The organism is Gimesia sp., from assembly GCF_048260065.1.
In the GTDB taxonomy this organism is placed as follows: domain Bacteria; phylum Planctomycetota; class Planctomycetia; order Planctomycetales; family Planctomycetaceae; genus Gimesia.
This window is the reverse complement of sequence record NZ_JBLXHC010000009.1, coordinates 104,604-130,965: the sequence shown is the minus strand read 5'-3', so window position 1 is coordinate 130,965 and position 26,362 is coordinate 104,604. Positions and strand designations below refer to the sequence as shown.

Genomic DNA, 26,362 nt, shown 5'->3' with positions numbered 1-26,362 from the left:
ATGTTGTGACAGGCATTCGATATCGAGTCAAAGTTCGAATTTTATTCTAACCAGCATGATATTCAGCGTCTATCTGCAGCCGCTGAGTTAGAATTTTCACTTGCGCTAATTGCCCTCTTCCTATCAGTGCCTTTCCGTAAAATAGCGATAGAGGCTGCGCTCTGTTATCAGGGATACCAGTGGCGGAAGTGCTTCTGTTTTACAGCTGAAATGCTGTGGAAACGATCTTCACATTTCTGCTTTTATTTTTGTCGGGGGGGAGTTCGATCATGGTGTCTGCATTCAAGGAAAAACGGACGGTGAACAACGGGAACTGGTGGGGCGATACAGGTCGATACTGGCGCGATATCGACGTGAACCGGGTTGATATTGGAGCGATGTCGGGGCGGGAGTGGGTCGAAGTGTGTCGACCCGCAGTTTATTTGAATGTGAATCGGGAACAAGTGAAAAACGGGCATCCATCATTTTTGCAAATTCCAGTTGGGTTTTATGATGCGGGAATAATCAGGTACAGGAACATTCAGTTGAAGAAAAACTGGACACGCGCGCGACGCAGAACTAAGAGGGTCTCGATTGGCGTGAGCGGGTCAAGTCGAATTTGTTTCCTGATGGGAAATCTGAGCAGGAGTGCCCTGTTTTCAGGTTTCACTGCGAACGCCTGACGATCCGGTCAGATCCCTGGAATTATTTTTTTCAGTTTTTGATTGACAGAATTGTAGCATGGGCTACAATAACACGCAAATGTAGCCCATGCTACATTTTTCACACACCCTTTTGTAGCGCTGGCTACTTTTTGAGCATGCCGTTTTCACACCTGTTAAGGTTGATCGAGATGAGTTACCCGCCCTCCCGAATGTCCCGCCCCGGCTTTACGCTGATTGAACTCCTGGTGGTGATCGCGATTATCGCGACGTTGATTGCCCTGCTCTTACCCGCGGTGCAGCAGGCCCGCGAAGCAGCGCGGCGCAGTCAATGTAAGAACAACCTGAAGCAGTTGGGAATCGGGCTGCATAATTATCACGATACGCATTCCTGTTTTCCCGCCGGCTATTATTCGTATGGAACCAGTAACGGCTCGGGACCTGCGTGGGCAGCGATTGACCCGACAACCTGGGATGCGGCTCCGGGCTGGACCTGGGGGACGATGATACTCCCGTTTATGGATCAGGCGGTTCTGTATAATGCGATGGATTTGAATCGTCCCAGCTGGGATCTGGCGAACGCCAGTGCCGCCCAGACGAAGTTGTCCGTCTTTCTCTGCCCGACTGCATCGGGGGGAGATGAACCGTTTCTTGTGCAGGACGCCAGTGGCAGTCCTCTGCTCAAAGGGGGCGAGCAACTGCGGTTTGGTCGCTCTCATTATGTAGCCAGCCATGGTCAGGAATCGTGCTGGGGGGAATGTGGCTCGAGTACTACGGGCGTCGTTTTCACGAACATCTACACGAAGACCACCAAAACAGTGACCATCAACGGCGATGCTTCCAAAGTGGCAGACGGCCCCTTCTTTCGAAATTCACGCACACGATTCAGTGATGTGACTGATGGAACGTCTAATACCATTTTCCTGGGTGAGCATTCGTCAAAACTGAGCGATAAAACCTGGGTGGGGGTAGTGCCTGGCGCGTTCACACACCCTCGGTTTACATCGCCCGAAAATAGTCCGGACGCCGCTGCAACGCTGGCATTGATTCATGCGGGTCCTTCCGGCGGCGAACTGGATATTACCGGTTTCCCCATTATCCACCCTGTCAATTTTCCGACTTATCATGTCGGCCAGATGTACTCCGAACACACGGGGGGCGGACATATCTGCATGGGGGATGGCTCGGTGCGATTCGTTTCTGAGAATATTGATCTCCTGCTCTGGGCGGCACTCTCAAGTATCAACGAGGGTGAAGTGACGGGAGAGTTTTAATGCGAAATCGAACAAGCCTGTTTTTGACAATGCTGTTTCTGATCACTCTGCTGCCGTTGAGTGGCTGCGGGTACCCGGCTGTCTCGTCGAAGACTTATGAAATCTCCAAAGCGCTGTACTCGGTCTGTAATCAGAAGAGTACGGAACGGCTGGAAACCGTGCAGGAATTAATCCAGAGTTCCCTTGAGAATAATGAAATCACTGAGAGGGAAGCAGGCTGGTTGAATGCGATTGTGGCATCAGCGAATGAAGGAAAATGGGAAACCGCAACGCAGGAAGCACGCCGCCTGATGGAAGATCAGACGGGGCGCTGATGCCCTTCGCGTTCACCGTCATTCCGGGCGAAACTGTTTCTGCCAATCTAACGGCTTGACGCTGATGTCGGTGTCATCTTTGTAGGATTTGCGGAGCTCAGTGAGCTGGTTTTTCAGATCTGCAATCGTGTCTTTGTATTTGGGATTGCCGTACTGGTTGGTCAGCTCTTTGGGATCGTTCTGCAGATCGTAGAATTCCCATTCGTCGAATTCGTAGAAGCGGATCAGTTTATAGCGATCGGTACGGATGCCGAAATGCTTGGCGACTTTGTGGACGCTGGGGAAATCGAAATAGTGGTAGTAGAGGGAATCGCGCCACGTTGGATGTTCCCCTTTGAGCAACGGAACCAGCGAGCGTCCCTGCATGTCGTCGGGGATGTCGGCACCTGCGATGTCGAGGAAGGTTTCCGCGTAGTCGAGATTCTGGACCAGGTTGGTGTTAACGGTTCCCGGTTTTGTTACGCCGGGCCATTTGACGATCAGCGGCATGCGGAAGGATTCTTCGTACATCCAGCGTTTGTCATACCAGCCATGATCGCCGAGGTAGAATCCCTGATCGGAGGAGTAGACGATGACGGTATTTTTATCGAGGCCGGTTTCCTTGAGGTAAGCCAGCATGCGACCGATGTTTTCATCGACGCCTTTGATACAGCGGAGGTAGTTTTTCATGTAGCGCTGGTATTTCCAGCGGACGAGATCTTTACCAGTGAGGTTTGCTTTTCGCAGCGCTTCGTTTTTGGGATCGAAGGCGGCGTTCCACGCTGTAAGCTGTTCGGGTGTCATGAACTGCAGATTGCGGAAGCCGGACTTGTCAAGCGATTTGCCGGCTTTGGGATCCCAGCCCTCCAGTTGGGGGCCGAAGTTATCGTAGACCAGGTTCATGTAATTTTCGATCGACATCTCCGCATGACGGGCGGGGCTGGCGTTGTCTTTCCAGTCGTCGAAGAGGGTGGTCGGTTCGGGAATGGTGATGTCATCGTAAAGATGCAGGTGACGGAGTGCGGGCATCCAGGTGCGGTGGGGTGCTTTGTGCTGGCACATGAGCATGAAGGGTTTGCCGGAGTTGGCGTTCTGTTTGAGCCAGTCGAGAGCCATGTCGGTGACGATGTCGGTGCAGTAGCCTTCGATGCGTTCGCGCCCCTGGGCGGTTTGGAATTCGGGATTGTAGTAGTAGCCCTGCCCCGGCAGGATCTTCCAGAAGTCGAAGCCCTGGGGATCGGAGGTGAGGTGCCACTTACCGATCATGGCAGTCTGATAACCGGCTTTCTGCAGGAGTTTGGGGAAGGTCTGCTGGTCGCCGTTAAAGCGGTTGCCGTTCCGCATGAAGCCATTAATGTGGCTGTGTTTGCCGGTGAGGATGACGGCGCGACTGGGGCCGCAGATGGAGTTCGTGCAGAAGCTGTTTTTGAAGAGCATCCCTTCAGAGGCAATCTTGTCGATGTTGGGAGTGGGGTTGATCTTCTCGAGCATTCCCTTATAAGCACCGATAGCGTGAGGCGCATGATCGTCGGTAAAGAGAAACAGGATGTTAGGTCGATCCGCAGCATGAGCCAGCGAAGAGAGAGCAAGACAACAGAGCAACACGAGCGCGCGAATCATGAAAGTACCTATGAGTTAGATCGGTATCAGAATTATGAAGGCAGGTGATTTCAGGATAGCGACTGGCAGGGGCAGATGCCAGTCGGCTTGCGGCGAGAAAATGCGAGTTGATTTATTCGAGAGATTAATAAATGGTTAGTCGGCAGGTTCTTCATCCTTCAGACATTCAATGCCATGCTGACGAAGCGAACGAGAATAAAGAGGGAAATGCAATATATGTCTGCTGCGTTTCATAGTGCTACATGCCGATTGACTCAGGAAGCTGGTGTTTCCTCGGTATCCGGTTTGAGAGTTGGGTTTTCTTTGAGCAGATTGAGTACGGCGATCAGGCTATTCTGATTCGAGAATTCAGCGCCGACCAGGGCAATCACTGCGCTCAGATTTGCGATAAACAGACTCGTCAGACTGGAATCACTGGAAGTAAAGTATACGACAAACATTAACACGTACCATAGAACGAACAGAACGCCGTTTCGTTTGCGGCTCTTTTTCATGTGCTGAATGAATTTGTCCAATGACTGTTCCTGTGGCATTTTGATGCTCCTGCTCTAAAAGAAGTTTTATGACAAACCAGGGACGATTTATTGTGACCTTTGCATTTTACACTTTGAGGTTATGGTTTGCAGGAGGATCCCATGGAATGATTGGAGAATCGTAAAAGAAAAACAGCCGGGGTTGGTCAGTTGCGTTCGGATTTGAGCTTATTCCTTCATTCTGTTGGTTGATCATGTGTCGCAGGAAGATCAGGATGTCCCAGTATTTCCGCTTTCAAGAGCAGATATTGATAGTGTTTAGAATGCAGTGTGGGAGGAAGTGAAATCAAAAGTGATTTCTTACCACTCAAGTCGGCGGCGACGTTGATGCGTCTTAGTTCGACGCTGGGGACCTGGAAGTTAATTTTTTTACCAGAGACTTTGGTCTGCATTATTTTCACGCGGGAGATTTCACTTTGCTTGACCAGAACTTCGACGTGTACCGCTGTGTGATCTGCTGTAAGGATCGGCCTGAGTTCAAGTGTCATTCCTTCAGCAATGACTTTCAATTCCGGTTTCAATTCTCCGGATTCTGCTTTATGTACGCCGATGACAAAAGGCCTTTGCACCAGACTGGCGATGGATGCTTTCTGGCCATTGAACAGCGTGACCTTCGGATTAAAAGCACAATGACTGTGCTCGTCTTTCTGAGCGGCCTGGATCAGATTGAATTCCTGTTTTTCGTTGATCACTGCCACACTGATGGGAAAATACTCTTCAACCGCAGCACTTGCCTGCACAACCGGAAGTGGATTGTTTTTGTCAAGTTGCGGTTGACCTGGAGCGGGGGTTGTATTTTGGAAACCAGCCAGACCGGTCCACTCAATATCAGTTTGTACCGTAACATCAGAGGCAGTTTCCATGAGAATGTTGGCAAAGGTAATCTGGCCGCAACCACTCTGTTCCCAGGTGCGGAGCTGTTGAGTCAATTCTTCGTGCAGCGAATCCGGTGCATTGACTACAAGACGGTTCTGCCCGTCGTACTCTGCAAGTGCCTGTTTAAGCGATTTCTCATCTGACTGGTATTTTTGATTTTGTATTTCCAGCAGATATTTGACGTGCGACATGAGATACTCATATGCCTGCTCTTCAGAAAGCATTCGTTCCTCGGAAATCCTGCCGATCACTTTGTTGACCTGATAGATCCGTAAGCAGAGCGGCTCTAAACTTTCGTCGTCAGGTTGCGGGAGTTTAGGGAGCTCTGCATACCAGTTGTGCTGGTGTTCAGTTTGAATCTGCATTTGCTGATTCGCCGGGGCGGTGGAATCTTTCACATCCGCCAATCCCGTCGCTGCGCAGAGAGTAATGACAATGATGACGGCTGTGGTGTGCAGCGGGTGGACTTTTACTGTTGCGCTGCGGAGTGCCTTGAGCCGGTTGGCGAGTGACCGTTTGCGGAAGGGGGACTTCAGAAATCCGAGGAGCGAGACGGGGAGTGAAATTCGCCAGCGAGAGACAGGATCGCGTTGTGCGAGTGTGAGCAGGAGTTCGCTGAACTCGCGGGAAGGATCGCAGTGTGTATCGTTGTCCTGCTGTTCGCGCCAGCGGAGGACCATGGCATCGCGGGACTGTTCACGGAGGTTGCTGTAACGGGTGGCTGCCAGCCAGTAGAGAGGATTCCACCAGTGGAGCAATTTCAAGCCGAACAAAAACCAGTTGACCCACAGGTCCCGCCGGATAAGATGCGCCAATTCGTGGAGCATGATGAGCTGGAGCTGACTGTCGCTCAGTTCTGTGAGATCGGTGGGGAGCAGCAGTTTCGGACGCCGGGCCCCCATGACGGAGGGCTGGGAAATGTCGTCAGTAACAATCACCGAAACAGAGCCGCGGAAATGGACCTGCTCGCAGCAGGTGTTCCAGAGTTTTAAAAGTCGCTGATCTGTGGAGGCGGGAAGTTGATTGATCTTACGAGAGAATCTCCGATGGGTGATGAGCATCCGCGTCAGGATGAAGACAGCTCCCACAAACCAGAGTGGCGGGATGATCCGCAGGAACCATTCGAGGAAGGAAATAAGATATTCCTGAAGTGTTTCGGCGAAACTGACTTCAGGGGGTTTTGGTTCCGGGAACTGGATTTGATGCACGAGAGGCAGATCCGCTGCAGTCGTCGTGTTAGCGTCGTTAACCGGCCAGGGTTCAGGAGTGTAAGCATCACGGGGCGGTTCAGCGGGTGTCGATTCCTCCATGAATTCCACAAACAGATTCGTCAGACTATACGAACTCTCGGGAGCAAAACCATAGGGAACGGCGAGCCGGATGAGAACCAGTGCCCAAAGCAGTCCCATCTGTCCGGCGGTCAACCATTTTCGGGCGACGAGATTGACGAACAAGACGAGCGCCGCCAGCAGGCCGGCGATCATGGTAGGGATGATTAACAGTTCCAGGATTTGATCGGTAATTTCAACATAGAGATCTGCAGTCAACAGGAATCCATTCATGTTCAACGTTCCTTCTCATCGAGTATGCGGCGGAGCTCTGCGATGTCCTGTGCAGAGAGTTTTGTATGTTGCATAAAATGTGCGAGGAGTGGGCCCGGTTCACTGTCGAAGACGCGATCCAGAAAGGCACGGCTGGCCTGTTTGACACAGGCCGAGCGTTTGATGCGGGAGCGGTAGACATAGCGGTTACCCTGCTGTTCGAAGGTGAGCACCTCTTTTTTGACCAGGCGATGCAGCATGGTTTTGACCGTCTGAGGCGCCCAGTCCGTCTGTTCAGAAAGCCGCGAGACAATCTCCTGGGCAGCAAGCGGCTGGCCATCCCAGATGACGTTCATGACCTGCCATTCGGCATCAGAAATAGAAACCTGATTCATTTGATAACTTCCTCCATGAGTGTTTACAGATGTAATTAACTACATTTGTAAACACAGTCAAGAGGAACCGGGGGGCAATCTACTGAAGAACCAGGAAAATCGTCGTTCAGAAAGCGGCCAGGATTACGGCAGAGGCAGAACAAGAGTAACTGAGCTCCTGCCTGGGAAACAACTTCAGAGAGAGAAAGTTACTTTATCTCCTGCTCACTGATGACCAGAATCTTCAGTGTGTCAATCAGACGTTGTTGACTCATCGTATCTACCAGAATACAGAACATGAGCCCCAGTACCAGATATTGACCACCCTTCTGGCTTGAAAAGAAGATGAGATATCCCATCCACAGGAACAGGATTGTCAACAGAAAGTGTTTTCGTCGCAGGTTCTGTTTCAATTCCTCCAGATGCTGCGTCAGGGAAAGTTGATTGTTCATTTTCTCTACTCCTTCTCCACTCCAGAACAGTGTCAGATACAATATAGAGCGACCTGATCATTTTACTCAATTTTATAGCAGCAAGGGAAGAAATACCCCTCAACAAGGGCGTTTCCAACAATTGACTTACTCGTGTATACAGTTCAAAAAGTGTGAATAACCAGTGAAACTGGCATAAAATGGGAGTTTATTGCAGGTTCCCGCTTGTGACAGATGGCAGAATTCATTACAAGGGGCATGTGGATTTTAAAAATAATTGAGGGTCAGTATATCCTCAATTATTACTGGTTGATCCCCTCAACATCCCACCCGTGTTTCCTGCAACGCGCTCCCTGAGATGGTCCTGTGTATCGTCGAAAGGTTCTGTTTGAATCGAAACAGTGAGTAGTGTCTTATCAGACCTTAAAAGGCACGTTGGCCGAAATGGTCCGCACGCTCGTTGGTGTGCTCGCCTGAGATTGCCCAACTGCCAATACAGGATTGATGACCAATAGTTTAAGTTGCTGAACCTTGAAATTCGGGATTTGCGAGACAGCAAATCAAATTCAAGTCTGCTTTTGCACTCGAGCGGTTAGTTTCCTGTGCGTCCCGTATCCGTGTTGGCACGGAGAGTCTACTGGCGATGGGTTCGCCTTCCAGGCTGACTGTGCAGACCAACCTTGAGAATGTTATTGGAGTTTTGATGTTAGCGTTTTTTTCGAAGCATAGCGCTTCGGTCAAGGATGATGTACTGTCTGGATTAACGGTCGCCCTGGCGCTGGTACCGGAAGCGGTTGCTTTTGCGTTTGTCGCTGGAGTCCCACCGACAATCGGTCTGTATTCCGCATTCTTCATCGGCTTTATCAGTGCCCTGGCTGGAGGCCGCCCCGGTATGATTTCCGGAGCAACAGGCGCGATGGCTGTGGTCGTCGTTTCACTGGTCGCCATACATGGCATTCAGTACCTGTTTCCCGCCGTCATTCTATGTGGGCTGTTACAGGTAACCGTGGGTGTGCTGCGGCTGGGTAAACTGATTCGTCTGGTCCCTCATTCGGTGATGCTGGGATTTGTGAATGGACTGGCCATCGTAATTGGTCTGGCACAGATTGGGAGTTTCAAAACGCTGGGCATTGACGGAACGATGACATTCCTGTCAGGGGCCCCCTTGATGATTATGATCACACTGGTTGCCCTGACGATGGCAGTGATTGTACTGCTTCCCAAACTGACGAAAGCGGTTCCCAGTTCGCTGGCTGCGATTATCATGGTCTCTGTCATCGCCGTCGGCATTAACAAATTCGCTCCTGAGAGTTGGGTTCCAGTCGGACAGAACAACGTCGTTCAAACAGTGGACGACCTGATGATGAACAACCTGAAAGCTAAAGCAGTTACAGAAGCTGAAGAGAAAGCTCTTGAATCTGCTGACACGAGCGCAACAAAACAACCTGCAACGGCAGCCGTTTTAAGTGAAACACAGATCGCAGACGCTGTTGCTTCAGTGCAGCCGACCAAAGAACCGTTGCCGATGCTGTTCTTTCTGGACTCGCGGTATGTACTGGCACCGTTTTCATGGGAAACACTGGTCATTATCTTCCCGTTCTCGCTGATTCTGGCAGGAGTCGGCCTGATTGAATCACTGATGACACTGACTTTGATTGATGAAATCACGGAAACACGTGGCAGTGGAAACCGGGAATGTATTGGCCAGGGTGCCGCAAATATTGTGTGTGGTCTGTTTGGCGGCATGGGAGGCTGTGCGATGATCGGTCAGTCGCTGATCAATGTGAATTCGGGCGGACGCGGACGTCTTTCCGGTGTCGTCGGAGCCGTCGGTCTGCTGGTTCTGGTCGTGCTGTTAAAACCCGTGATCTCCATGGTGCCTATGGCGGCGCTGGTGGGCGTGATGTTTATGGTGGTGATCGGAACCTTCGAATGGAGCACGCTGCATACCTGGAACAAGGTTCCTAAAAGTGATGTGCTGGTGATGGTACTGGTTGCCGGCTATACGGTGCTGTTCCACAATCTGGCTGTCGCTGTTTTGCTGGGAATCGTTGTGCAGGCGTTAATCTTCGCCTGGCATCATGCCACACATATGATGGCTGACATTCATTTTGAAGACGACGACAAAAAAGTGTATCAGTTGCATGGACCGCTGTTCTTTGCTTCGGTCAGCAGTTTTCGCGAACTGCTGGATCCGGTAAATGATCCGCCGATTGTTGCCATCGATTTTTACTTCTCGCGCGTTTACGATCAGTCGGCAATTGAAGCGATTAACAAAATTGCCGAACGTTATCGCCAGGAAGGTAAATGTCTGCATCTGCGAAATCTGAACGCCGACTGCAAACGAATGATCGAGCGGGCCGGCGATCTGGCCGAAGTCGATATTTCCGAAGATCAGCATTATCACATTACGAAGATGATTTGAGTCTGATTCAATTCGAGACAGCCAACGCCCGGAAGGTCAGCCTTTCGGGCGTTTTTTGCTGGCAGCAGTTAACCAGCGATCGAGTTGATTGGCGAAAGCCTGACGATCTTTGGCATTGAAGTTGGCCGGGCCTCCTGTGATCTGCCCTTCCCCCCGCAGGTCGTCCATCAGATCACGAACCGCAAGTCGCTGTCCAACGTTTTCAGCAGTGTAGAGTGTGCCCCGCGGATTGAGTGCCAGCCCGCCTTGCTCGACAACCTGTGCAGCCAGCGGGATATCTGCTGTCACGACAAGATCTCCCGCTTCCGTGAGTTCAACAATGCGCTGATCTGCCACATTTAATCCCGGAGGGACCAGCAGGCTGTCAATATACGCGGAGCGTGGGATGCGCATCGGTTGATTCGCTACCAGCGTGACTTTGATCTGCGTTCGCTTCGCAGCGCGAAAAAGCAGTTCTTTGATTTCTGCCGGACAGGCATCTGCATCAACCCAGACCTGCATCAGGCAACTCCTTCTCGATTAAGTATTCTGTTGTATTCGACTAAAGAACGAATGCTGATTTGATTGACTGATCGCTGTTATTATCAGTGCTGTTTCTAACAGATCTTAAGTAAATGAACACTGTATATCTTTTAACGTTTTATGAGTCTGCTTTTCAATTCTAACAGTCGAAAGTCGCGGAGCACTGTCTCTGATGAGTTTGACATCAAGACAGACAGATGGGTATGATTTGCTGATTCAATTCTTAATTATAGCAATCTGCTTTTCTGGATTGCGGCTGTTTTATATTGTACCAGGAGTCAAAATGAAGTTGCTCAAGTCGTTCGAAGTCGTGTGTCTTTCAATAATTTCTTTGTGTATTGCTACGGGATGTGGCGACAGCGGAGGGAGTGACCAACCAGATCTGGGTACAGTGACTGGTGTGGTGACAATGGATGGTCAACCGCTGGCAAATGTAACAGTCACTTTCAGCCCGGAGAATGGTCGACCTTCCATCGCTCGTACTGATGAAGCCGGCAACTATGAACTGGGTTATCTGGCTGAAACCAAAGGTGCAGTGATCGGAAAGCATACCGTCAGCATTATTACACCACAGGAAAATCCAACTCCTCCCGGACAGGTCTATAAAGACCCGATTCCTGCTAAATACAACGATCAAACCACCCTATCCGCAGATGTAAAAGAAGGTGCAAATACCTTCGATTTTCAGCTGGAATCCAAGTAAATAAATTAACTTTCGTAAGACCGGGGTGGCAATTCGTATCATCTTAACACAACCATCACTACCTTCAGTGTACACACCACGTATACGTAAGAACCCGTCTCTGAATTAGTGCGCGATTTTCTATTACAACAACTCAAATCCAACACGTTTTCCGGTTATATTCCACTGATACTTCGACAATAATAGATGTGTTCGGGCCCACCTTTAAAATCCTCAATCCGAATTAACCGTAAAGTCTGCTACCCGTCGCTTTGCACAGATTATTGAAAGACGCGTTTATAGTACTGTCCCGCCGCTTTTAAAACTTAACACGACATTAGACTCAATGTTTCACGGGCTAGATTAGTTCGAATTTTTATTTCGTTCTTTTTCCACTTCAATTACCAGTTCATTTTCTTATTCTGGAGGTAAAGATTCTGATGAGACGAGTTAAAAGTAAAGGCACATTCTTTTTCAAGTTCGGTTTCACACTAATTGAACTTCTGGTAGTGATCGCCATCATTGCAATCCTGATTGCACTGCTCTTGCCGGCAGTTCAACAGGCACGTGAAGCAGCCCGTCGCAGCACATGTAAAAACAACATGAAGCAGATCGGACTGGCACTACACAACTACCATGAAACACATACTATTTTCCCGCCGGGTTACATCGACAATAACCCTGCCCTTAACAGTCCCGTAGATGCTTCGAGCAATCTGAACGCTCTGGGCTGGGGTACCATGATTCTACCCTTCATGGATCAGGCACCGTTATACAACCTGATTGGAACACAGACAGGCGGCTTCGCCTATAACTGGATGGATTCCAACCATGATGGCAGCGGCAGCACCAGTGATGCTATTGCAGCTGCAAAAACAGTATTACCGGCTTTTATCTGTCCAACCGACCCGATGGGAGGCGTAAACACTGACATGAACGGCTTTGGAAAATCTAATTACCTGGCCAGTTCTGCCACCGGTGCTAATGGACGTAATGCCGTAATGTATGCAAATTCAACAACCAGAATGAAGACCATCACCGATGGTAGTTCCAACACAATATTTGTTGTGGAACGTACTACAGAAAATGATGGTGGTGGAGCAACAAACTGTGGTGGTTCTGCCTGTTCCTGGAGTGGCGGTCTCTGGATTGGTCCTCGGCTGATTGGAAGTGCTGTTACATGGCACCCCGGAGTTTCCTCACTGGATGTTGGCAGCAGTGGCGGTGGAAGCACTACCTATAACATTAATGGCTCGTCGGCAACCTGGGGCAGTGCCTGGATTGCATCCAGCAGCCATGAAGGTGGAATTCATATCGTTCTTGGCGACGGCAGTGTTCGCTTCCTCTCTGAGAACATCAACCTGGGCACTTACCTGGCACTGGTCACACCCAACAAAGGAGAAATCGTTGGCGAGTTTTAATCAACTTCGCTCACTGCGAATTCTCTAAGTAACAAAGAAGCCCGATCACCTCATTCCGAAGTGATCGGGCTTTTGCTTTTAAAAGCACGTTTTATTAGCTTTGTTTAGTTTTCATTTCTTTTCTAAGAGTAATAAGTGTCTATTCAAGACAATCCAGTCAAAGCAAGATTTTTTCATCGGATTATTCCTGTTAACACAATTCTACCAGCGAAATACAAACGAAGCAGAACGATTTCACGCTTTGTTCACTGGATGATCTGTCTTGAGTTCTCCTAGAATTCCCGATGATGCTTCAGGCAATATAAAGAAAATATCTGACCCGCTAATCATTCTTTTCGATGGCACAGATCTCGTTAAGAATTGCATTTCTTATTTCTGGCTGCGAAGCAAATCCTGTCTAATCAGACATTATTACTTGATCACTATTTATCTTTATTCATTTCATAGAAGGTACAGATCATGAAACGTCTACCATCCCGATTACGCGTTGTCTGGCAGCGTGGATTCACGCTGATTGAGCTACTGGTGGTCATCGCCATCATTGCCATTTTAATTGCGCTGCTGCTGCCAGCGGTGCAGCAGGCACGCGAAGCTGCCCGTCGCAGTACATGTAAAAACAATCTGAAGCAGATTGGCCTCGCTCTGCACAACTACCATGAGACACACCGTGTCTTCCCCCCCGGCTTTATTGATAATGAGCTCGATTTCACAAGCTCCAAAACAGCTTCGCAGAGTGCAAACAACAATGGATTGGGCTGGGGTGGATTCATTCTTCCCTTCATGGATCAGGCGCCTCTGTACAATCAATTGTCAACACAGACCAACCAGTTTGGTCAACACTGGAGCATCAATGCTTCAGATCTGGCAAAAACGGTTCTGCCTGCTTACATCTGTCCTTCAGACCCGATGGGTGGTGTGAATACCGATAAGAGCAGTTTCGGAAAATCGAACTACCTTGGCAGTCACGGAACGGCAGCAGCCACAACCAGCAACGGAATTCTGTATGGTAATTCCGCTACGAGAATCCGTGACATCACGGATGGTACCAGTAACACCGTTTTAGTTTCTGAGCGTACCACCCAGAACGATGGTGCCAACTCAACCAACTGTGGCGGAACGGCCTGTAACTGGCAGGGTGGATTATGGATCGGCCCTCGATATACATCTTCCACCTCAACCTGGCATCCTGGTGTACTGCATTATGATGTCACCAACTTCGGCGGTGGCAACACCACTTATCTGATCAATGGCTCTGCAGCAAGCTGGGGAGATGACTGGTGCGCAGCCAGTTCACACGTCGGCGGAGTGCACATGCTCTTTACAGATGGACGCGTTCGTTTCGTCAGCGAAAATATGAGTAGCGGCGGTTCCAATACCACTTATCATAAACTGGTTACCCGTAACGGGGGTGAAGTCGTGGGAGAATTTTAAAGTCTCTCAGGCTTAACCATCGCGTCTCTCTAGCGAATCTACCCGGTTCCAATGGACCTGAAGACGCGATCTTAAAACGGGACATAATCTGAACGAAACTGATTCTTTTGTGCTCTCAATAAAACAGGCGACTCATCACACTGTTGATGAGTCGCCTGTGTTTTTTAAATTCATCCAATCGAAATTGCTTCATGCACAGCGGAAAACAGACTGCAGCATTGTCTGTCAGCGTTCGTAATTTGCTGAACCGCTGAGTCCCACGTTAGGGGTTGGATGATTTTTCAAGCAATTTCAGTTCTCTGATCGCCCGACCATGATTCGGGTTTAGCTTGAGGCACTTCTGATAAGCTTCTATTGCAGCTGATTGATTACCGAGCAGACGTTTAATTTCTGCAACATAGAACCATGTCTGGGGATCCTGAGAATTCAGTTCCGCCGATTTCTCGATGGCTTCTTCAGCGCGTTGTAACTGGTTATTTCGGAAATTGATCATAGCATACAACAGCGCCATTTTCGCCTGGTGGTAATCGCGTTTCTCCAGATTATTCTGCTGCTCGTAATAATTTGACAGAGTCTGATGCACTTCAATCGTAGGCGTCATCTCCAACATTCTCTCCAATAAAGGAACTGCTTTATCAAGATCTTCTTTAAGGATGTAAGCGCCGGCTTCGAACTGGATTGTCTCTGCATTGACAATACCGTACTTCTTTAATTTTTGAATCAACTGCAGCATCTGTTCCGGATTTTTTCGCTGGTACTGCACTTCCAGCATGCTGATCAATGTCGCCTGGTACTGGGGAAGGCGTGCATTCAATTTCTCCAGTAATGCATCTAATTTCTGAGCAAGGTGATCCATATCATTGCGTCCCAGCATTTGATTATAGTCCTCGACTTCTTTCTGAATGCCATGACGTATACTGTAGGGTCGCAGAAAGGCGGTATTAAAATGCAGCTCAATCATACTTAGCGCGTGTTCCACATGGTCCCTGGCCTGCTTTGCCTCTTCCATACGTCCCAGCGACTCAAGAGCCTGCGCCTGCAGTTGGTTGAAGACAAGTGAATTAGGAGTTTTTTCCAGATTCCAATCAATTATGGGGAGTGCTTCATCAACTCGACCTGAACGAACCAGTAATTTCGCCAGTTGATAAGCTGCCGGTGGAAATGCTTTATTCTGACGAAACACTTCTTCTGCTTTCTCCGCATTTTCTTCACGCAGATAATTCCGGCCTATCGCATACAAATAGTGTCGGCGATTCGCAAACGGTTCGTCTGTCTCACCACTGAATGCTTCCAGTTTTTCATATTCGCGCGTACTGGCCTCCATGCGCCCCGTTCTGTCCAGGCAAAAGGCATAACTGGCCTGGGCTAACGCATCGCTGGGATCCATCTGCCTCGCCTGTTGAAAACAGTTTTCGGCATAGCTGTAAAATCCCTGTCCGAGAAATGCCTGCCCCAGGCGTAACCATTCCTTACTGGAACCAGTTTCTGCCTGCTTTGCCAGTTCCTGAAAATCCGACATCAGTAATGGATCGAGATTTTCTGCATCAGGGAGCACTGGCAGAGGACGAGCCAGTCGATCTGCAATGAGATAGCCACTATATCCCAGTTCTACTAGCAGAAGTATCAGAAGGAGACGAATCAGCTGGATCATGGTTTGTCCTCCTGAAGATTCAACCAGGCGGTGATTCGACCTATTCTTTGAAATGGTTTGCGTAAATTCAATCCACCTGCGACCATGTCATCTCTGCCATCTCCGTTGAGATCCCCGGCTGCAACTGTGACGAGATGGATAGGGTTACTGTCAATCTGCCAGGTTTTAAAACCCTGTTTCCCGTCGTTTTCCAGCCAGACAATACTGGCTGTCTTAGGGTCGTACCAGTCGTTGGTCATACTTACCAGCACAACATCCAGATCGCCATCTCCATCAAAATCACCTGTATCCGCAGCGTAAGTCCCCCCCAGATCCGAAATGCGATGGGTTTCAAATTCCCAGTTACCTTTATTCTCAAACCACAGGCAGCCGTGATAAGGTTGCGGATAGGCGTCGAGGTCTTCCAGGTTATCACCGGCTGGTAGAATCAGATCTTCGTCACCATCCTGATCGAGGTCGGCATGAATCAGGCCTGCCCCTCCCAGGTCGAGATTGATTGTGAACCAGAGTCGCCTTTTTTTGAACTCACCATTTCCCAGGTTTTCAAATCCCCAGAGCTCTTCTTCATCCTGAGTGACAATGGCAGCGATATCCAGATCACCATCGCCATCGTAATCAGCGACAGGGACATGAATGGTACCAGGGGCATTTAAGAGTTCATGATCTCGAAACTGCAGGTCTCCCCGATTCTCCAGCCACAAAACGGAACCACGATTATATCCAAATACGGCCACTGCCAGATCGAGATCACCATCACCGTCGAAGTCACCAGGCTGCACATCCGCCACACGTCGGACATCATTCAGGATCACGTGTTTTTTATAACCGTCTCCCTCTCGTTCGTAGAGCTCCACGCGACCAATCACTCGATCATCGGGCATGAGATTTCCAAGAATTGAAACGATGATATCCTGATCGCCATCGGCATCGATATCAACGACGGTTACATGGCCCGGTGCGGCCAGGTCAATCAGCAGAACTTCTTCCTTCCAGGAGGCTGGTCCCTCTTTTTTAAACAGGGAAACACTGCCTCGACCGGAATCACAGCCGATGATTTCGTTCTGACCATCGCCATCGAAATCCAGAATCTGCACATTCGTAATCAGCGGTAAACCCATAGGCTCTCCGCCGACCACTGCCCGCTCAAACTTCACAGGCGAAGCAGGATACGTTGTCCCCCCCGAAAAGATTTCTGCAGGTTGTCCCAGTGAGGGTAACGTGGGAAGAATCAGCCACATGACAATCGGAATCGCAATTATCATGATGACCAGGGCGAGCGCGCGGGTTTTCAGTGACATAAAAATCCATCATTGCTTGCAGGGAGTGTAACCAGAGTTGATTAGTCAATAACAGGAATACCTTGCTGTTCCAATCATATAAACCAGACAAAGGCATCGCCATTCACTTACTACGCCAAAAACTGCGTTCATATTAGAAAAAACCGCTGAATTCATGCAACGGTTTGCAGCAATCACTGAATTTTGAATGAGATCGTATCCCGTTTTCCGATTGTCTCTTCAGGGGCATTTAAACCGAGAATCATCGTCCAGAAGACGCTACCTTAAAATGTGATGTACTTTAGAGTAAGGGACGGAACCGACCCTTTTTCCCAAAGAGGGCACTTTTGAGTTGCGAGAGACCAATATCGCCCCGCGCAGCAAAAAAGGCAGATCAGCTGAAAAATTTGCCGATCTGCCTTCATCGCGGTGTAAACCTGATCAGAATTTGCTGATCTGGTTTGCTGTAGTGCCTGCTATTTCAAGTAGCCAGTTATTTTGCCAGTGGCATCCAGTTGTTAATTGTGGCCTTTACTAAATCCGGTACCCCAGTGACCATAATGAATTCCGGAGAAATCATGGTGGCCATGTGCATGAGAACGAGTCCCAATATACTGAGTCCCATTGTAATAGCTGCCTGTGTAGGCCTGGTTTGAGCCACTGTTTCCATTTTGTGCGCTCATGGTTTGATCCGAATTGTCGAAAGTCATCGGATCAAACGGTTTCCACATCCCGTTATGATCGACCAGCCATTGTCCCTGTTTGGTCAGAAACCACCAGCGACCATTGTGGTAACGATATTGCGCACGGGTTGCGTCATCAATATTCAGATGCGCTGTTCCTGCACGTACTACCGGATCGATTTGAGTAACGGTCTGATCGGGCAACACCTTGCTGGCTGCACCAGCATCGTCAGCCTGAACTTGTGCTGATAAGAAGAGGGGGCTGATTCCCAATACTGCAGCAACGGTCAAAATTTTAAAAGTGAGCGCTTTCATGTGAACACCTTCCTTTCATTTCAGGTATTTATGATTATTCCTGACCGCGATGATTAAGTGATACGCAAACGTCATACCAGCACTGAAAGAGAAGTAAATCTACTTAGGTCTGGAATAGGGAATCTACCTACCCTCCAATGCTGCAGCACTTTTTTATAAAGAATCCGTTGAGCGGAAGTGATGAAAACAGACCCGGTTACATCACGCTCACTGGCAATAAACCGTTCCTTACCAACGTCCGGAACGGTCAATACCGAGCTCTGAGTCGAAGTTTCAAGCCTGCAAGAATTTGCCCTCGCCTGCAAAATCTTGCTCAACCAGCAGGATGATGAATGACAGAAAGTCCCTGCCGTTTATGAATGCTGTCACGGTCTACCACATTAGGATGAAGTAGAAACAGGGTTTTCCAAAGACAGCGGGCAACTCACGAAATTTTTATTGAGGCGTTCGAGGTCAATCATTCGCCTGCAGGCTCAGAAAATCATGCAGCTTTTTAAGCTTGTCAGTATTGATGTGATCCACTCCCGCGGCAACCAGTTCCTGCCAGAGTTCTTCAGATTCCGGCGTCGCCCAGAAACGCACCCTGCGCCCTGCTGCATGTGCCTGACTGACAATCTCCCGCAATTTTGTGCGTTCCGCATCAGACATTTTCCCTTTCCCTCGATATTGAAAATGTGATGTCCAGCGGTCGCTGATCAGCGGCATCAGATGAGGCGGTTTTTGTGAATCCAGATCACTCAACCGACCGTCTATTCCAACATATCGCGGGTTGTCGGCTTCGATCATTTTAACAGGTCGATCTCCTGAGATCACAACCTGCACAGAATGACGAGTTGTTTCTCCATCCTGATAAGTATCGAGGAGATCTTCATATGCCTGCAGTTGTTTACGCAAAACCTGATATACGTCCTCGCCATCAGTTTTAATATCGATCAACAGAGTAAATGGCGGAGACTTTGTATCAGGTTTCTGTACGTTCTCCTGAAAATAGATCTTCAGCGGATCGAGATATAACTTCCGGAGCGTGCGATCTTTTGAAAGCTCCTCGCGACTGTGTCCCACGAGTAATTCTCCATCGACGAGAAAAATATCTGCTTCCACAGACCAGAAGCCGTTTTTCAATGCATCCTGCAGCGGGCGTTTCTGTCTGTAGTCGTTATGGGCATGGGCTCTGAAGAGAGGCTTCTGCTGATTTTGCTGCGCCAGAACAGGCGAAGTGCTGCAAGCCAGAACCAGCAGTATGACAGAGTAGAACTTTATATGAAGCACATCACCAGCCCGTGAACTCAAGATATGTAACGGCAGCCTAGGGTTAATAAAACTCAGGATCTGAGTGAATGACCTGACTGCAACAAACTGAAAAGCACCAACTCCTTCAGAGCAAATTCGCATTAAATCAGGACACAAGCTAGTAGTCGATGAAGCAGTTTTCAAGTCCTTTCTGCTCGATTCATCATTTATTCACGATCGATGGTGGCCACCTGTTTCAGAGCAGTCTGAATGAGAGAGGTAAGTTGATGCGGCTGCTTGTACCATACCATAGTTTTAGTTTAAAACGTATAAATCGGCAGGAGTCAGATACTGAAACTTCATCATGAGTTGGGCGGTACAGGTGGTATTATGGCTCGTAAAGGAAGAACCCGATCATGCAAAGACTCCATTTCGACTCCGAGATCCTGAGCTCTTCGGAGAGCTGCTTCTTCCATTGAAATCCAGTCACCGGTTTCAGTTTTATGAGAATTCTGGGACTCCCACTCATCCGCAATCTTATGGAGCTCGGGTCGGGGAATCTCACGTAGTGCCGCCCGGCACTCGGCAGTCATCTCCTGGTCATCTGAATTACGAAGTACTGCAAGTAATTCTTCGTGGCTCCAGGGCTGATCGATCAATGCTAACGCCGAAGCAGCTATGATCCGATTATCGGGAATCATCGAGCACAACGCTCTGCGGAATAGTCCTAATGAGTCTTCAGGAAAGTATTTCAGAGCAAGAATGGCAGCATCACCGATTGCATGACCAGAGATCATGCGCAGTTTTTGTTGAATGCTTTCACGATCTGAAGAGTGCAGAGTCAGGTATTCTAAACACGTATACCAAGTGTGTGGGTGAGGGATTTCTCCATCAGGATCAGTTCTATCTAGCAGACTCCAAACTTCGTTACACCAGGCCCCATTCTCCATCTCTAAAAGGATGTCCAATGCAGCTGATACTGTGCCTGACGGGGGTAATCTTAAAGCCTGGCGAAGAATTTCATATCTCCTGGGACTTTCCATTTCAAAAAGGCTTCGAAGTGCTAACCTCTGTTGATCATCGCGTTCAAAAAACTGGATCAGATCTTGCTCGCGATCGAGCTGATTCTTGGTAAACGCATCTGAGACATCTGGACGGGAGGCTTCTCCCTTGATGAGTAATCTCCAGTCACCGAAGGCAGCTGCCAATTTTTTATGGAGTTGATCGGATGCCGCTTCTTCAAAGTGTTCGAGTAAACACAGTAACTCATTGGAGTCAAACCCCAGACGTACTACGACTATTTCGTATCCTGGATGTTTTTCAAGCAAGCCAATATCCAACAGGCCCTGAAAAGCAAGAGCCACCGTTTCCAGAGAAGGATGGAGTTCGATAACCCGTCGTTCCCAAATCTCGGGTTCTTTGAGAGATTTCAGGTACCATTCATAATAGTATCCGTTGAACCAATCCGCTGTCTCGTCATAGAAGTTGACGTCAATCAATTCGCCTGTGATGCGGTTGGTCAGACGACAACATCTACCTTGATAATCGTACTCCCAGTCTGTGTTGGCTGGTACCAGACCAGTTCGTTTGATATGAGGATGGCCAAATGCTCCGGCTTCAGCAAGAGCATTTGGATATCCGCTCAGCTTATCGCGAACAATATGCAGAACGAATTCCTGACGTTGCCGGTGTTTTACGAGAGAGCAGAGCGTCCACAGAGACCAGGGAGAAATCGGGAGCGGATTCGAAAGGCATTCTGCGATGAACGTCTCTATATTATTCGACTCCAGACAAGCCTCTAGACGAGAAAGAATATCCTGGTAAAGCATTGTTTGATTCCTTAGGACGGAACCTGAAATCAAAAAAACCCCCTGGATTGTACCTGGGTACATTCGAGGGGGCCATTTGATGTAAGTCTAGTACACCCCGCAGGGTTCGAACCTGCAACCTTCGGTTTCGTAAACCGATGCTCTATCCAATTGAGCTAGGGGTGCCTGTCCCGGATGGGAAAGCGTATTTTAGCGAGGCGGTTCTCCCTTTTAAAGCCTTTCGGAAGCTGGATTTGAATCTTTTTATCAGCTCTCGTACAGATTTCCGTCCCTGAACCTGCCGAAATCAGGTTTTTGGAGGGTGAAGAGCCATATACATCAGCCGTTCTTGATCCTTTCCAATCCTGCAGTATCTGACACCAGAAACTGACTTAGGTTCCAGACATCTACAAAAAAAGGCTCTGTTCTTGAAAACAGAGCCTGGTGGACGACTATTTCAAGCGTCCTTCGAGTGTGAGTTCCCCCCTTGGGGATCAGCTCGTATTAGTGATGTCCATGATGACCGTGATGTCCATGGTGACCATGTCCACCTCGGTATCCGCTGCGGTAACCGCCTCGATAACCACCATAATAGCCACCACGTCCGTAGCCATAGCCTCCACTGTAAATCCCGATCCCGAAGGAAGGACTACTGTAGTAGAAACCGCCGGTCCCATAGGAAGGGTAAGAATAGCCGCGGCTGTAGCCATAGCTACCATAACCGTATCCGCTTCCGTAACCGTAGCCTGAGTAGCAGCCATAACCGGCGTCTGCCTGTTGAGATGGCATCACTAACAGTGCTCCCCCCAGAACCAGTCCCATACAAACTGCCAGTTTCAGCCCTTTTCGCTTTCTGTTTGGTGTTGATCGAGCCTGGTCAACCGTATCTGATGTGTTTCGCATTGTTTCGCTCCTTGGAAAAATGAACCATAAAAGAGTGCCACAGAGATTTAATAAGCGTCCTCTCTGATTCTCTGTCACTCGAATGCAGTACGGTTGAGATTCCATCATTCATCCTCTGTTTCTCCGTCTGCCGTAATTAAAAGAATCGCTATAAGCGTGCCAGAAACAGATCTTTGGGGTGAATGTTCCTTAACTCCATAAAGTTGAACGAGTTAACAATGCGACTGGATTTTGAGTTCCTGGGAAAGCTTTGAAAACCGTCTCAAAGTCGCGTCAGTTGAGATCATTCTGACGTCAGTGAAAAACAGGTTTCCGGCAGGATCTGCCGATGAGAAATGAAATAAAAAAACAAGTCTCTCACTCAAACGGTCGGGCCGAACCATAAGAATAAGAGACTTGTGAAAAATTGCCTGCGTGAACCTGCTGAGAGGAACCGGCCCGACAAGATCAGCTAATACCTGATCGTGGCGGATCTATTAAAAAACATGGATTAGAATCCATAGTAGAATCCAAAACCGGGTGTGTAATATCCACCACGGTAGTAGTTGTTATATCCGCGATAGTAGTTGTTGTATCCACGGTGATATCCACGATTATAACGCCGATAGTTATTTCGATATCTATTGTAGCTGTGTCTGTAACTTCTTCGTGCGCGATTATAGTCGCGCTGGAAATGATTGTAGCTTCTTCTCGCCTGCTTCCAGGCTGGTGGTCTTGCTTCAGAAGTTTCGATGGCACCTATAAATAAAACACTACATGCCAGCGTGGCGATGGTCAGTGCACGTTTCATGGTCTTGTCTCCTTGATAAGAACCTGTTGTCGGATTTACCCCCGATTGAATAAATCCGACAACCAACGATGTTTCAATTTTCGTTTCTATTTCAGGTAAGACGCAAGAGGTGTGCCAATCGTAGGGAATTTGAGTTTAAAGGACTTAAATCGCATGAAACTGCAGAGTTTCGCGTATTTTTCACTTCATTCTGCAAAAGAATGCAGAGTTGAACTGTTGTAGAAACGAAAAAAGTGTGGTCGAAAAGAGAACAACAAAGCCGTTCAACGACCACACTTCAGTAAATCTGAACAAACAGATCATCAGTGTAAATTTACTTGTTTCGCTTTAAACTACCGGACTGATTAAAACTCCGATCTGTTCAATTTCTGCTTTCATCTTATCGCCGTTTTTCAGAAACTTATTCTTCGAGGCACCGACGCCACTCGGAGTTCCCGTCGAAATCACATCGCCGGGTTCGAGTTGTACAAAACTGGAGATAAATTCGATGATCGCCGCAACCGGGAAGATCATCTCAGCCGTAGATGCGTCCTGTTCCACATTCCCATTAACGGACAGTTTCATCTTCAGAGTTTGCGGGTCCGGAATATCATCTGCGGGAGTGACACAGGGGCCCATCGGGCAGAACGTATCGTGCCACTTCCCATGCTGCCAGTCGAAGAAGGTATCTTTTTCGCGCAGCGTTCGTCCTGGATTAGGTCGAAATTTTCGGTCAGAGATGTCGTTGATCACGGTGTAGCCGGCAACATAGTCGAGCGCTTCCGCTTCTGAAACACCTTTGCAGGGTTTTCCAATCACGATTCCGAGTTCGAGTTCCCAGTCGATGTAATCGGGAGAGACTTCCGGAATTTTGACCGGCTGCCCTGGATGCGTGAGCGTTGTCAGAGGCGGTTTCATAAATACATAAGGGAAGGTTTTCTGCCGTTCTTCCGCTTTCCCTCCCCCTTCTTCAATATGCTTGGAATAGTTGCCGGCCAGCAGTAACAACTTGGAAGGTTCGGGAACGGGAACCAGCAACTGTACCTCATCGGTCTGAATCGAAATGGGAAACAGTTCTTCATCCATAGACTGCTTGAGCTGGGTTTCGACGGCCAGGACCAAATCCCGTTGCGCGCCGCCAGGCAGAAACGGAAGCAGTCCCTCTGATTCATCCAGAAGAACTCCTGCCAGCTCCGCGGCTGCCGCGAAAGGGATGATGGTATCTTCCGAGTAGAAACCACAGCAGGTTTGATTTTCAAATTGATAGCGACAAAGTCTCATACTGTCAGAACTCCTGAACGGTGAAATCAAGTGGGAGGCAGCTTCCGGTTCAGCGAAGATCGCCTGGCCCGATGCCATCAAGTTCGGCACACGTTCTCCTATCCTAGCGAAAAGAAGATGACAGACCAATTCTCAGCAGCAGTTAAGAGAGCTGCTTTTGGAATCTCTTCAGACTGATTCCAATAATCGCGATGCAGCAGAGACTGAGCCCAAAGACATAAGGCAACAGATCAGTCAGGTCAGCCCCTCGCAGGACAATACCTCTGAGAATCTCCAGGAAGTAAGTCACTGGAATCATGAATGTCACCAGATAAATGGGGAGAGGCATCTGAGATCGAGGGAACATGAAGCCCGACAGCAGAACAGAGGGAAGCATGATCAGAAAGGCAAACTGAATCGCCTGCAGCTGAGTTCTGGCGATTGTGGAGACCAGCATACCCAGCCCCAGGCCGCAAATCAGAAACAATAGCGCCAGCATCAGGAGTTCCCAGAGGTTACCGTGTATGGGGACGCCAAAGAAAAAGACCATTAATGTGAGCACAATCAGTGTTTCAATGAATCCGATCAGAGCGTAAGGTGCCAGCTTTCCCAGCAACAGTCCGGACTTACTGACCGGTGTCACAAACAGTTGCTCCAGTGTTCCCAGTTCCCGCTCCCGGACAATCGCAAACGAAGTCAGAAACAGTGTCACCAGCTGCAGAATAATTCCAACCAGCCCGGGAACAAAAAAATGCGAGCTGTCCAGATCCGGGTTATATAACAGTCGTGGCCTGATCTCGATGGGTAGAGCCGCCTGTCCGTCAGCGTCGCGGGCCGGTACGACATTCAGGTTCTCTGCAAAACTTTTTGTCATGCTGGTCGAGAGATTGAACCCCAGCAGATTCGAAGCATTCAGTGCCGTCGTTGCGACCTGGGAATCACTTCCGTCAATCAGCACCTGGACCGAGACCTGCTCCCCTTTTAACAGGCGATCAGAGTAATCAGGGGGAATCGTCACCCCCACTTTGGCTCGCCCGGACTCGAACGCATTGCGAAAATCTTCATGGTTAAAAACGCGGTCTATAATCTGAAATGTGCGCGTATTGGCAAACGCATCCTGAAGTTCGCGCGAACTGGCGCGGCCATCCAGATTGAAGATCACCGTTGGAATATTTTCGATCTGGGTGTCGATGGCAAATCCAAAAATCAGCGTCTGCAGAACAGGAACCGCGAAGACAAACAGCAGTGTCGACGGCTCGCGGCGGACATGCGAAAATTCCTTAACCAGAATTGCCCAGAACCCTGCCAATATTCCCGGCGTCATCGGTTCCGCAGCAGGACGCTTCAGAGGCGGTTTCTGTTCCGGCAACGATTCCTGCTTCGCGCGATCCGGAGGTTCCGTTTCGACTTCAGGCTGTTGCTGACTCGCTGTTACCGTCGTGGGAATACTGGCACCCTGATGATTCAGTTCTTCTGCCCGACTCAAGGTGACAAACACATCTTCCAGGGAAGGCGTGATGTGCCTGACCTGAACTGTTTCTGGATTGTCTGTTACCTGACTGATGAAATCCTCTTCGGACAGACTCTGATCGGCGAGCACATGAATCGTCTGACCAAACAAAGTCGCATCTCTTACCCCCTGCATTTCCCGAAACGTCGAGAGCAGCATGGCGGGATTTTCTGTTTCAATTTCCCAACGGGCGGTTCCTTCCGGGGTCACGGTCGGTAATTGTTTGAGTTCATTCGGTTTACCACAGACGATCAGTTGTGAGTTATAAATATACCCCACATCGCTGCAGCGTTCTGCTTCATCCATATAGTGGGTCGTGACAAAGAGTGTCACCCCCTGCCCGGCGAGCTGGAACAGCAGATCCCAGAGATCGCGACGGGCCACCGGGTCGATTCCAGCCGTCGGTTCATCCAGAAATACGACCTGCGGTTCGTGAATCAACGCACACCCCAGTGCCAGCCGCTGCTTCCAGCCCCCCGACAGGTTCCCGGCCAGCTGATCCAGCCGATCCTGCAATGAAGTCAGCTCGATGATTTCCTGAAAGCGCTGCTCCAGTTTTTCAGGACTGAGACCATAGATGCGTCCATAAAATTCAATGTTTTCCCGTACGCTCAGATCCGTATACAGACTGAAGCTCTGTGACATATAGCCGATGTGTCGCTTGATCAATTCAGCGTCTTCGGCCACATCATATCCCAGAACCTGCGCCGACCCGCCCGTTGGCTCCAGCACACCGCACAGCATGCGGATAATCGTCGATTTTCCACTGCCGTTGGGCCCCAGTAAACCGAAGATGGCACCGCGTTGAACAGTAAAGCTGACCTGATCGACGGCTTTCAAAGAGCCGAAATCGCGCGACAGCTGATTCACTTCAATGACTGTGGTCATGCAA

Annotated in this window: 21 protein-coding genes and 1 tRNA gene; 6 read left to right on the top strand and 16 right to left on the bottom strand. The window is 49.1% G+C overall.

The genetic code is table 11. The features are described 5' to 3' along the window. Positions 1–832: 832 nt before the first annotated feature. Both ACN0YN_RS17745 and ACN0YN_RS17740 read left to right on the top strand, forming a co-directional pair. A complete protein-coding gene (locus ACN0YN_RS17745) occupies positions 833–1,915 on the top strand; it encodes a DUF1559 domain-containing protein (protein ID WP_417386372.1) in 1,083 nt (360 codons plus the stop codon). Further along, on the top strand, positions 1,915–2,229 hold the full coding sequence (locus ACN0YN_RS17740) for a hypothetical protein (RefSeq protein ID WP_417386371.1): 315 nt from the start codon (positions 1,915–1,917) through the stop codon (positions 2,227–2,229). Before ACN0YN_RS17745 ends, ACN0YN_RS17740 begins: the two co-directional genes overlap by 1 nt. Positions 2,230–2,247: 18 nt before the next feature. Here the strand turns inward: ACN0YN_RS17740 and ACN0YN_RS17735 are convergent, their stop codons facing one another. The 5 genes from ACN0YN_RS17735 to ACN0YN_RS17715 all read right to left on the bottom strand — a co-directional run bounded on the left by ACN0YN_RS17735 (position 2,248) and on the right by ACN0YN_RS17715 (position 7,604). Beyond that, on the bottom strand, positions 2,248–3,828 hold the full coding sequence (locus ACN0YN_RS17735) for a sulfatase (protein WP_417386370.1): 1,581 nt from the start codon (positions 3,826–3,828) through the stop codon (positions 2,248–2,250). A gap of 254 nt (positions 3,829–4,082) precedes the next feature. Next, on the bottom strand, positions 4,083–4,361 hold the full coding sequence (locus ACN0YN_RS17730) for a hypothetical protein (protein WP_417386369.1): 279 nt from the start codon (positions 4,359–4,361) through the stop codon (positions 4,083–4,085). Positions 4,362–4,537: 176 nt separating this feature from the next. Then, a complete protein-coding gene (locus tag ACN0YN_RS17725) occupies positions 4,538–6,799 on the bottom strand; it encodes a M56 family metallopeptidase (protein WP_417386368.1) in 2,262 nt (753 codons plus the stop codon). Between the two features lie 2 nt (positions 6,800–6,801). Continuing rightward, the gene (locus ACN0YN_RS17720) at positions 6,802–7,173 is read right to left on the bottom strand and encodes a BlaI/MecI/CopY family transcriptional regulator (RefSeq protein WP_417386367.1); all 372 of its coding nucleotides are present in this window, start codon (positions 7,171–7,173) and stop codon (positions 6,802–6,804) included. Between the two features lie 188 nt (positions 7,174–7,361). Then, a complete protein-coding gene (locus ACN0YN_RS17715; protein WP_417386366.1) occupies positions 7,362–7,604 on the bottom strand; it encodes a hypothetical protein in 243 nt (80 codons plus the stop codon). A gap of 682 nt (positions 7,605–8,286) precedes the next feature. On the opposite strand from ACN0YN_RS17715, the gene ACN0YN_RS17710 reads away from it, so the two are divergent. Beyond that, the gene (locus ACN0YN_RS17710) at positions 8,287–10,008 is read left to right on the top strand and encodes a SulP family inorganic anion transporter (protein WP_417386365.1); all 1,722 of its coding nucleotides are present in this window, start codon (positions 8,287–8,289) and stop codon (positions 10,006–10,008) included. 36 nt (positions 10,009–10,044) lie between these two features. Here the strand turns inward: ACN0YN_RS17710 and ACN0YN_RS17705 are convergent, their stop codons facing one another. Beyond that, positions 10,045–10,509: a YaiI/YqxD family protein gene (locus tag ACN0YN_RS17705; protein WP_417386364.1), complete on the bottom strand. Its 465-nt coding sequence runs from the start codon at positions 10,507–10,509 to the stop codon at positions 10,045–10,047. A 304-nt stretch (positions 10,510–10,813) separates the two neighbouring features. Between ACN0YN_RS17705 and ACN0YN_RS17700 the strand changes: the two genes are divergently transcribed. The 3 genes from ACN0YN_RS17700 to ACN0YN_RS17690 all read left to right on the top strand — a co-directional run bounded on the left by ACN0YN_RS17700 (position 10,814) and on the right by ACN0YN_RS17690 (position 14,064). Next, on the top strand, positions 10,814–11,233 hold the full coding sequence (locus ACN0YN_RS17700) for a hypothetical protein (protein WP_417386363.1): 420 nt from the start codon (positions 10,814–10,816) through the stop codon (positions 11,231–11,233). A 419-nt stretch (positions 11,234–11,652) separates the two neighbouring features. After that, complete coding sequence (locus tag ACN0YN_RS17695; protein WP_417386362.1) at positions 11,653–12,633, top strand: DUF1559 domain-containing protein; 981 nt, start codon at positions 11,653–11,655, stop codon at positions 12,631–12,633. 459 nt (positions 12,634–13,092) lie between these two features. Continuing rightward, entirely contained in the window at positions 13,093–14,064 is a 972-nt protein-coding gene (locus ACN0YN_RS17690) for a DUF1559 domain-containing protein (RefSeq protein WP_417386361.1), read from the top strand. 262 nt (positions 14,065–14,326) lie between these two features. On the opposite strand, the gene ACN0YN_RS17685 is transcribed toward ACN0YN_RS17690, so the two are convergent. The 10 genes from ACN0YN_RS17685 to ACN0YN_RS17640 form a co-directional block, all read right to left on the bottom strand. Beyond that, the gene (locus ACN0YN_RS17685) at positions 14,327–15,715 is read right to left on the bottom strand and encodes a tetratricopeptide repeat protein (RefSeq protein ID WP_417386360.1); all 1,389 of its coding nucleotides are present in this window, start codon (positions 15,713–15,715) and stop codon (positions 14,327–14,329) included. After that, entirely contained in the window at positions 15,712–17,013 is a 1,302-nt protein-coding gene (locus ACN0YN_RS17680) for an FG-GAP repeat domain-containing protein (RefSeq protein ID WP_417386359.1), read from the bottom strand. Before ACN0YN_RS17680 ends, ACN0YN_RS17685 begins: the two co-directional genes overlap by 4 nt. A 497-nt stretch (positions 17,014–17,510) precedes the next feature. Continuing rightward, positions 17,511–17,990 carry a hypothetical protein gene (locus tag ACN0YN_RS17675; RefSeq protein WP_417386358.1) on the bottom strand — a complete coding sequence of 160 codons (480 nt, stop codon included), beginning with the start codon at positions 17,988–17,990 and terminating at the stop codon, positions 17,511–17,513. Between the two features lie 453 nt (positions 17,991–18,443). Then, the gene (locus ACN0YN_RS17670; protein ID WP_417386357.1) at positions 18,444–19,259 is read right to left on the bottom strand and encodes a phosphatidylinositol-specific phospholipase C/glycerophosphodiester phosphodiesterase family protein; all 816 of its coding nucleotides are present in this window, start codon (positions 19,257–19,259) and stop codon (positions 18,444–18,446) included. 323 nt (positions 19,260–19,582) lie between these two features. Next, positions 19,583–21,049 (bottom strand): hypothetical protein, encoded by a 1,467-nt coding sequence (locus ACN0YN_RS17665; RefSeq protein WP_417386356.1) that lies wholly within the window; start codon positions 21,047–21,049, stop codon positions 19,583–19,585. 91 nt (positions 21,050–21,140) lie between these two features. Continuing rightward, positions 21,141–21,214 (bottom strand) — tRNA-Arg (locus tag ACN0YN_RS17660). Positions 21,215–21,532: 318 nt separating this feature from the next. Next, positions 21,533–21,931, bottom strand: a complete 399-nt coding sequence (locus ACN0YN_RS17655) for a hypothetical protein (protein WP_417386355.1) — start codon at positions 21,929–21,931, stop codon at positions 21,533–21,535. A 490-nt stretch (positions 21,932–22,421) separates the two neighbouring features. Continuing rightward, a complete protein-coding gene (locus tag ACN0YN_RS17650; RefSeq protein ID WP_417386354.1) occupies positions 22,422–22,721 on the bottom strand; it encodes a hypothetical protein in 300 nt (99 codons plus the stop codon). Positions 22,722–23,048: 327 nt separating this feature from the next. After that, positions 23,049–23,981, bottom strand: a complete 933-nt coding sequence (locus tag ACN0YN_RS17645) for a fumarylacetoacetate hydrolase family protein (protein ID WP_417386353.1) — start codon at positions 23,979–23,981, stop codon at positions 23,049–23,051. A gap of 142 nt (positions 23,982–24,123) precedes the next feature. Next, positions 24,124–26,358, bottom strand: a complete 2,235-nt coding sequence (locus tag ACN0YN_RS17640; RefSeq protein WP_417386352.1) for an ABC transporter permease — start codon at positions 26,356–26,358, stop codon at positions 24,124–24,126. Positions 26,359–26,362 lie beyond the last annotated feature (4 nt).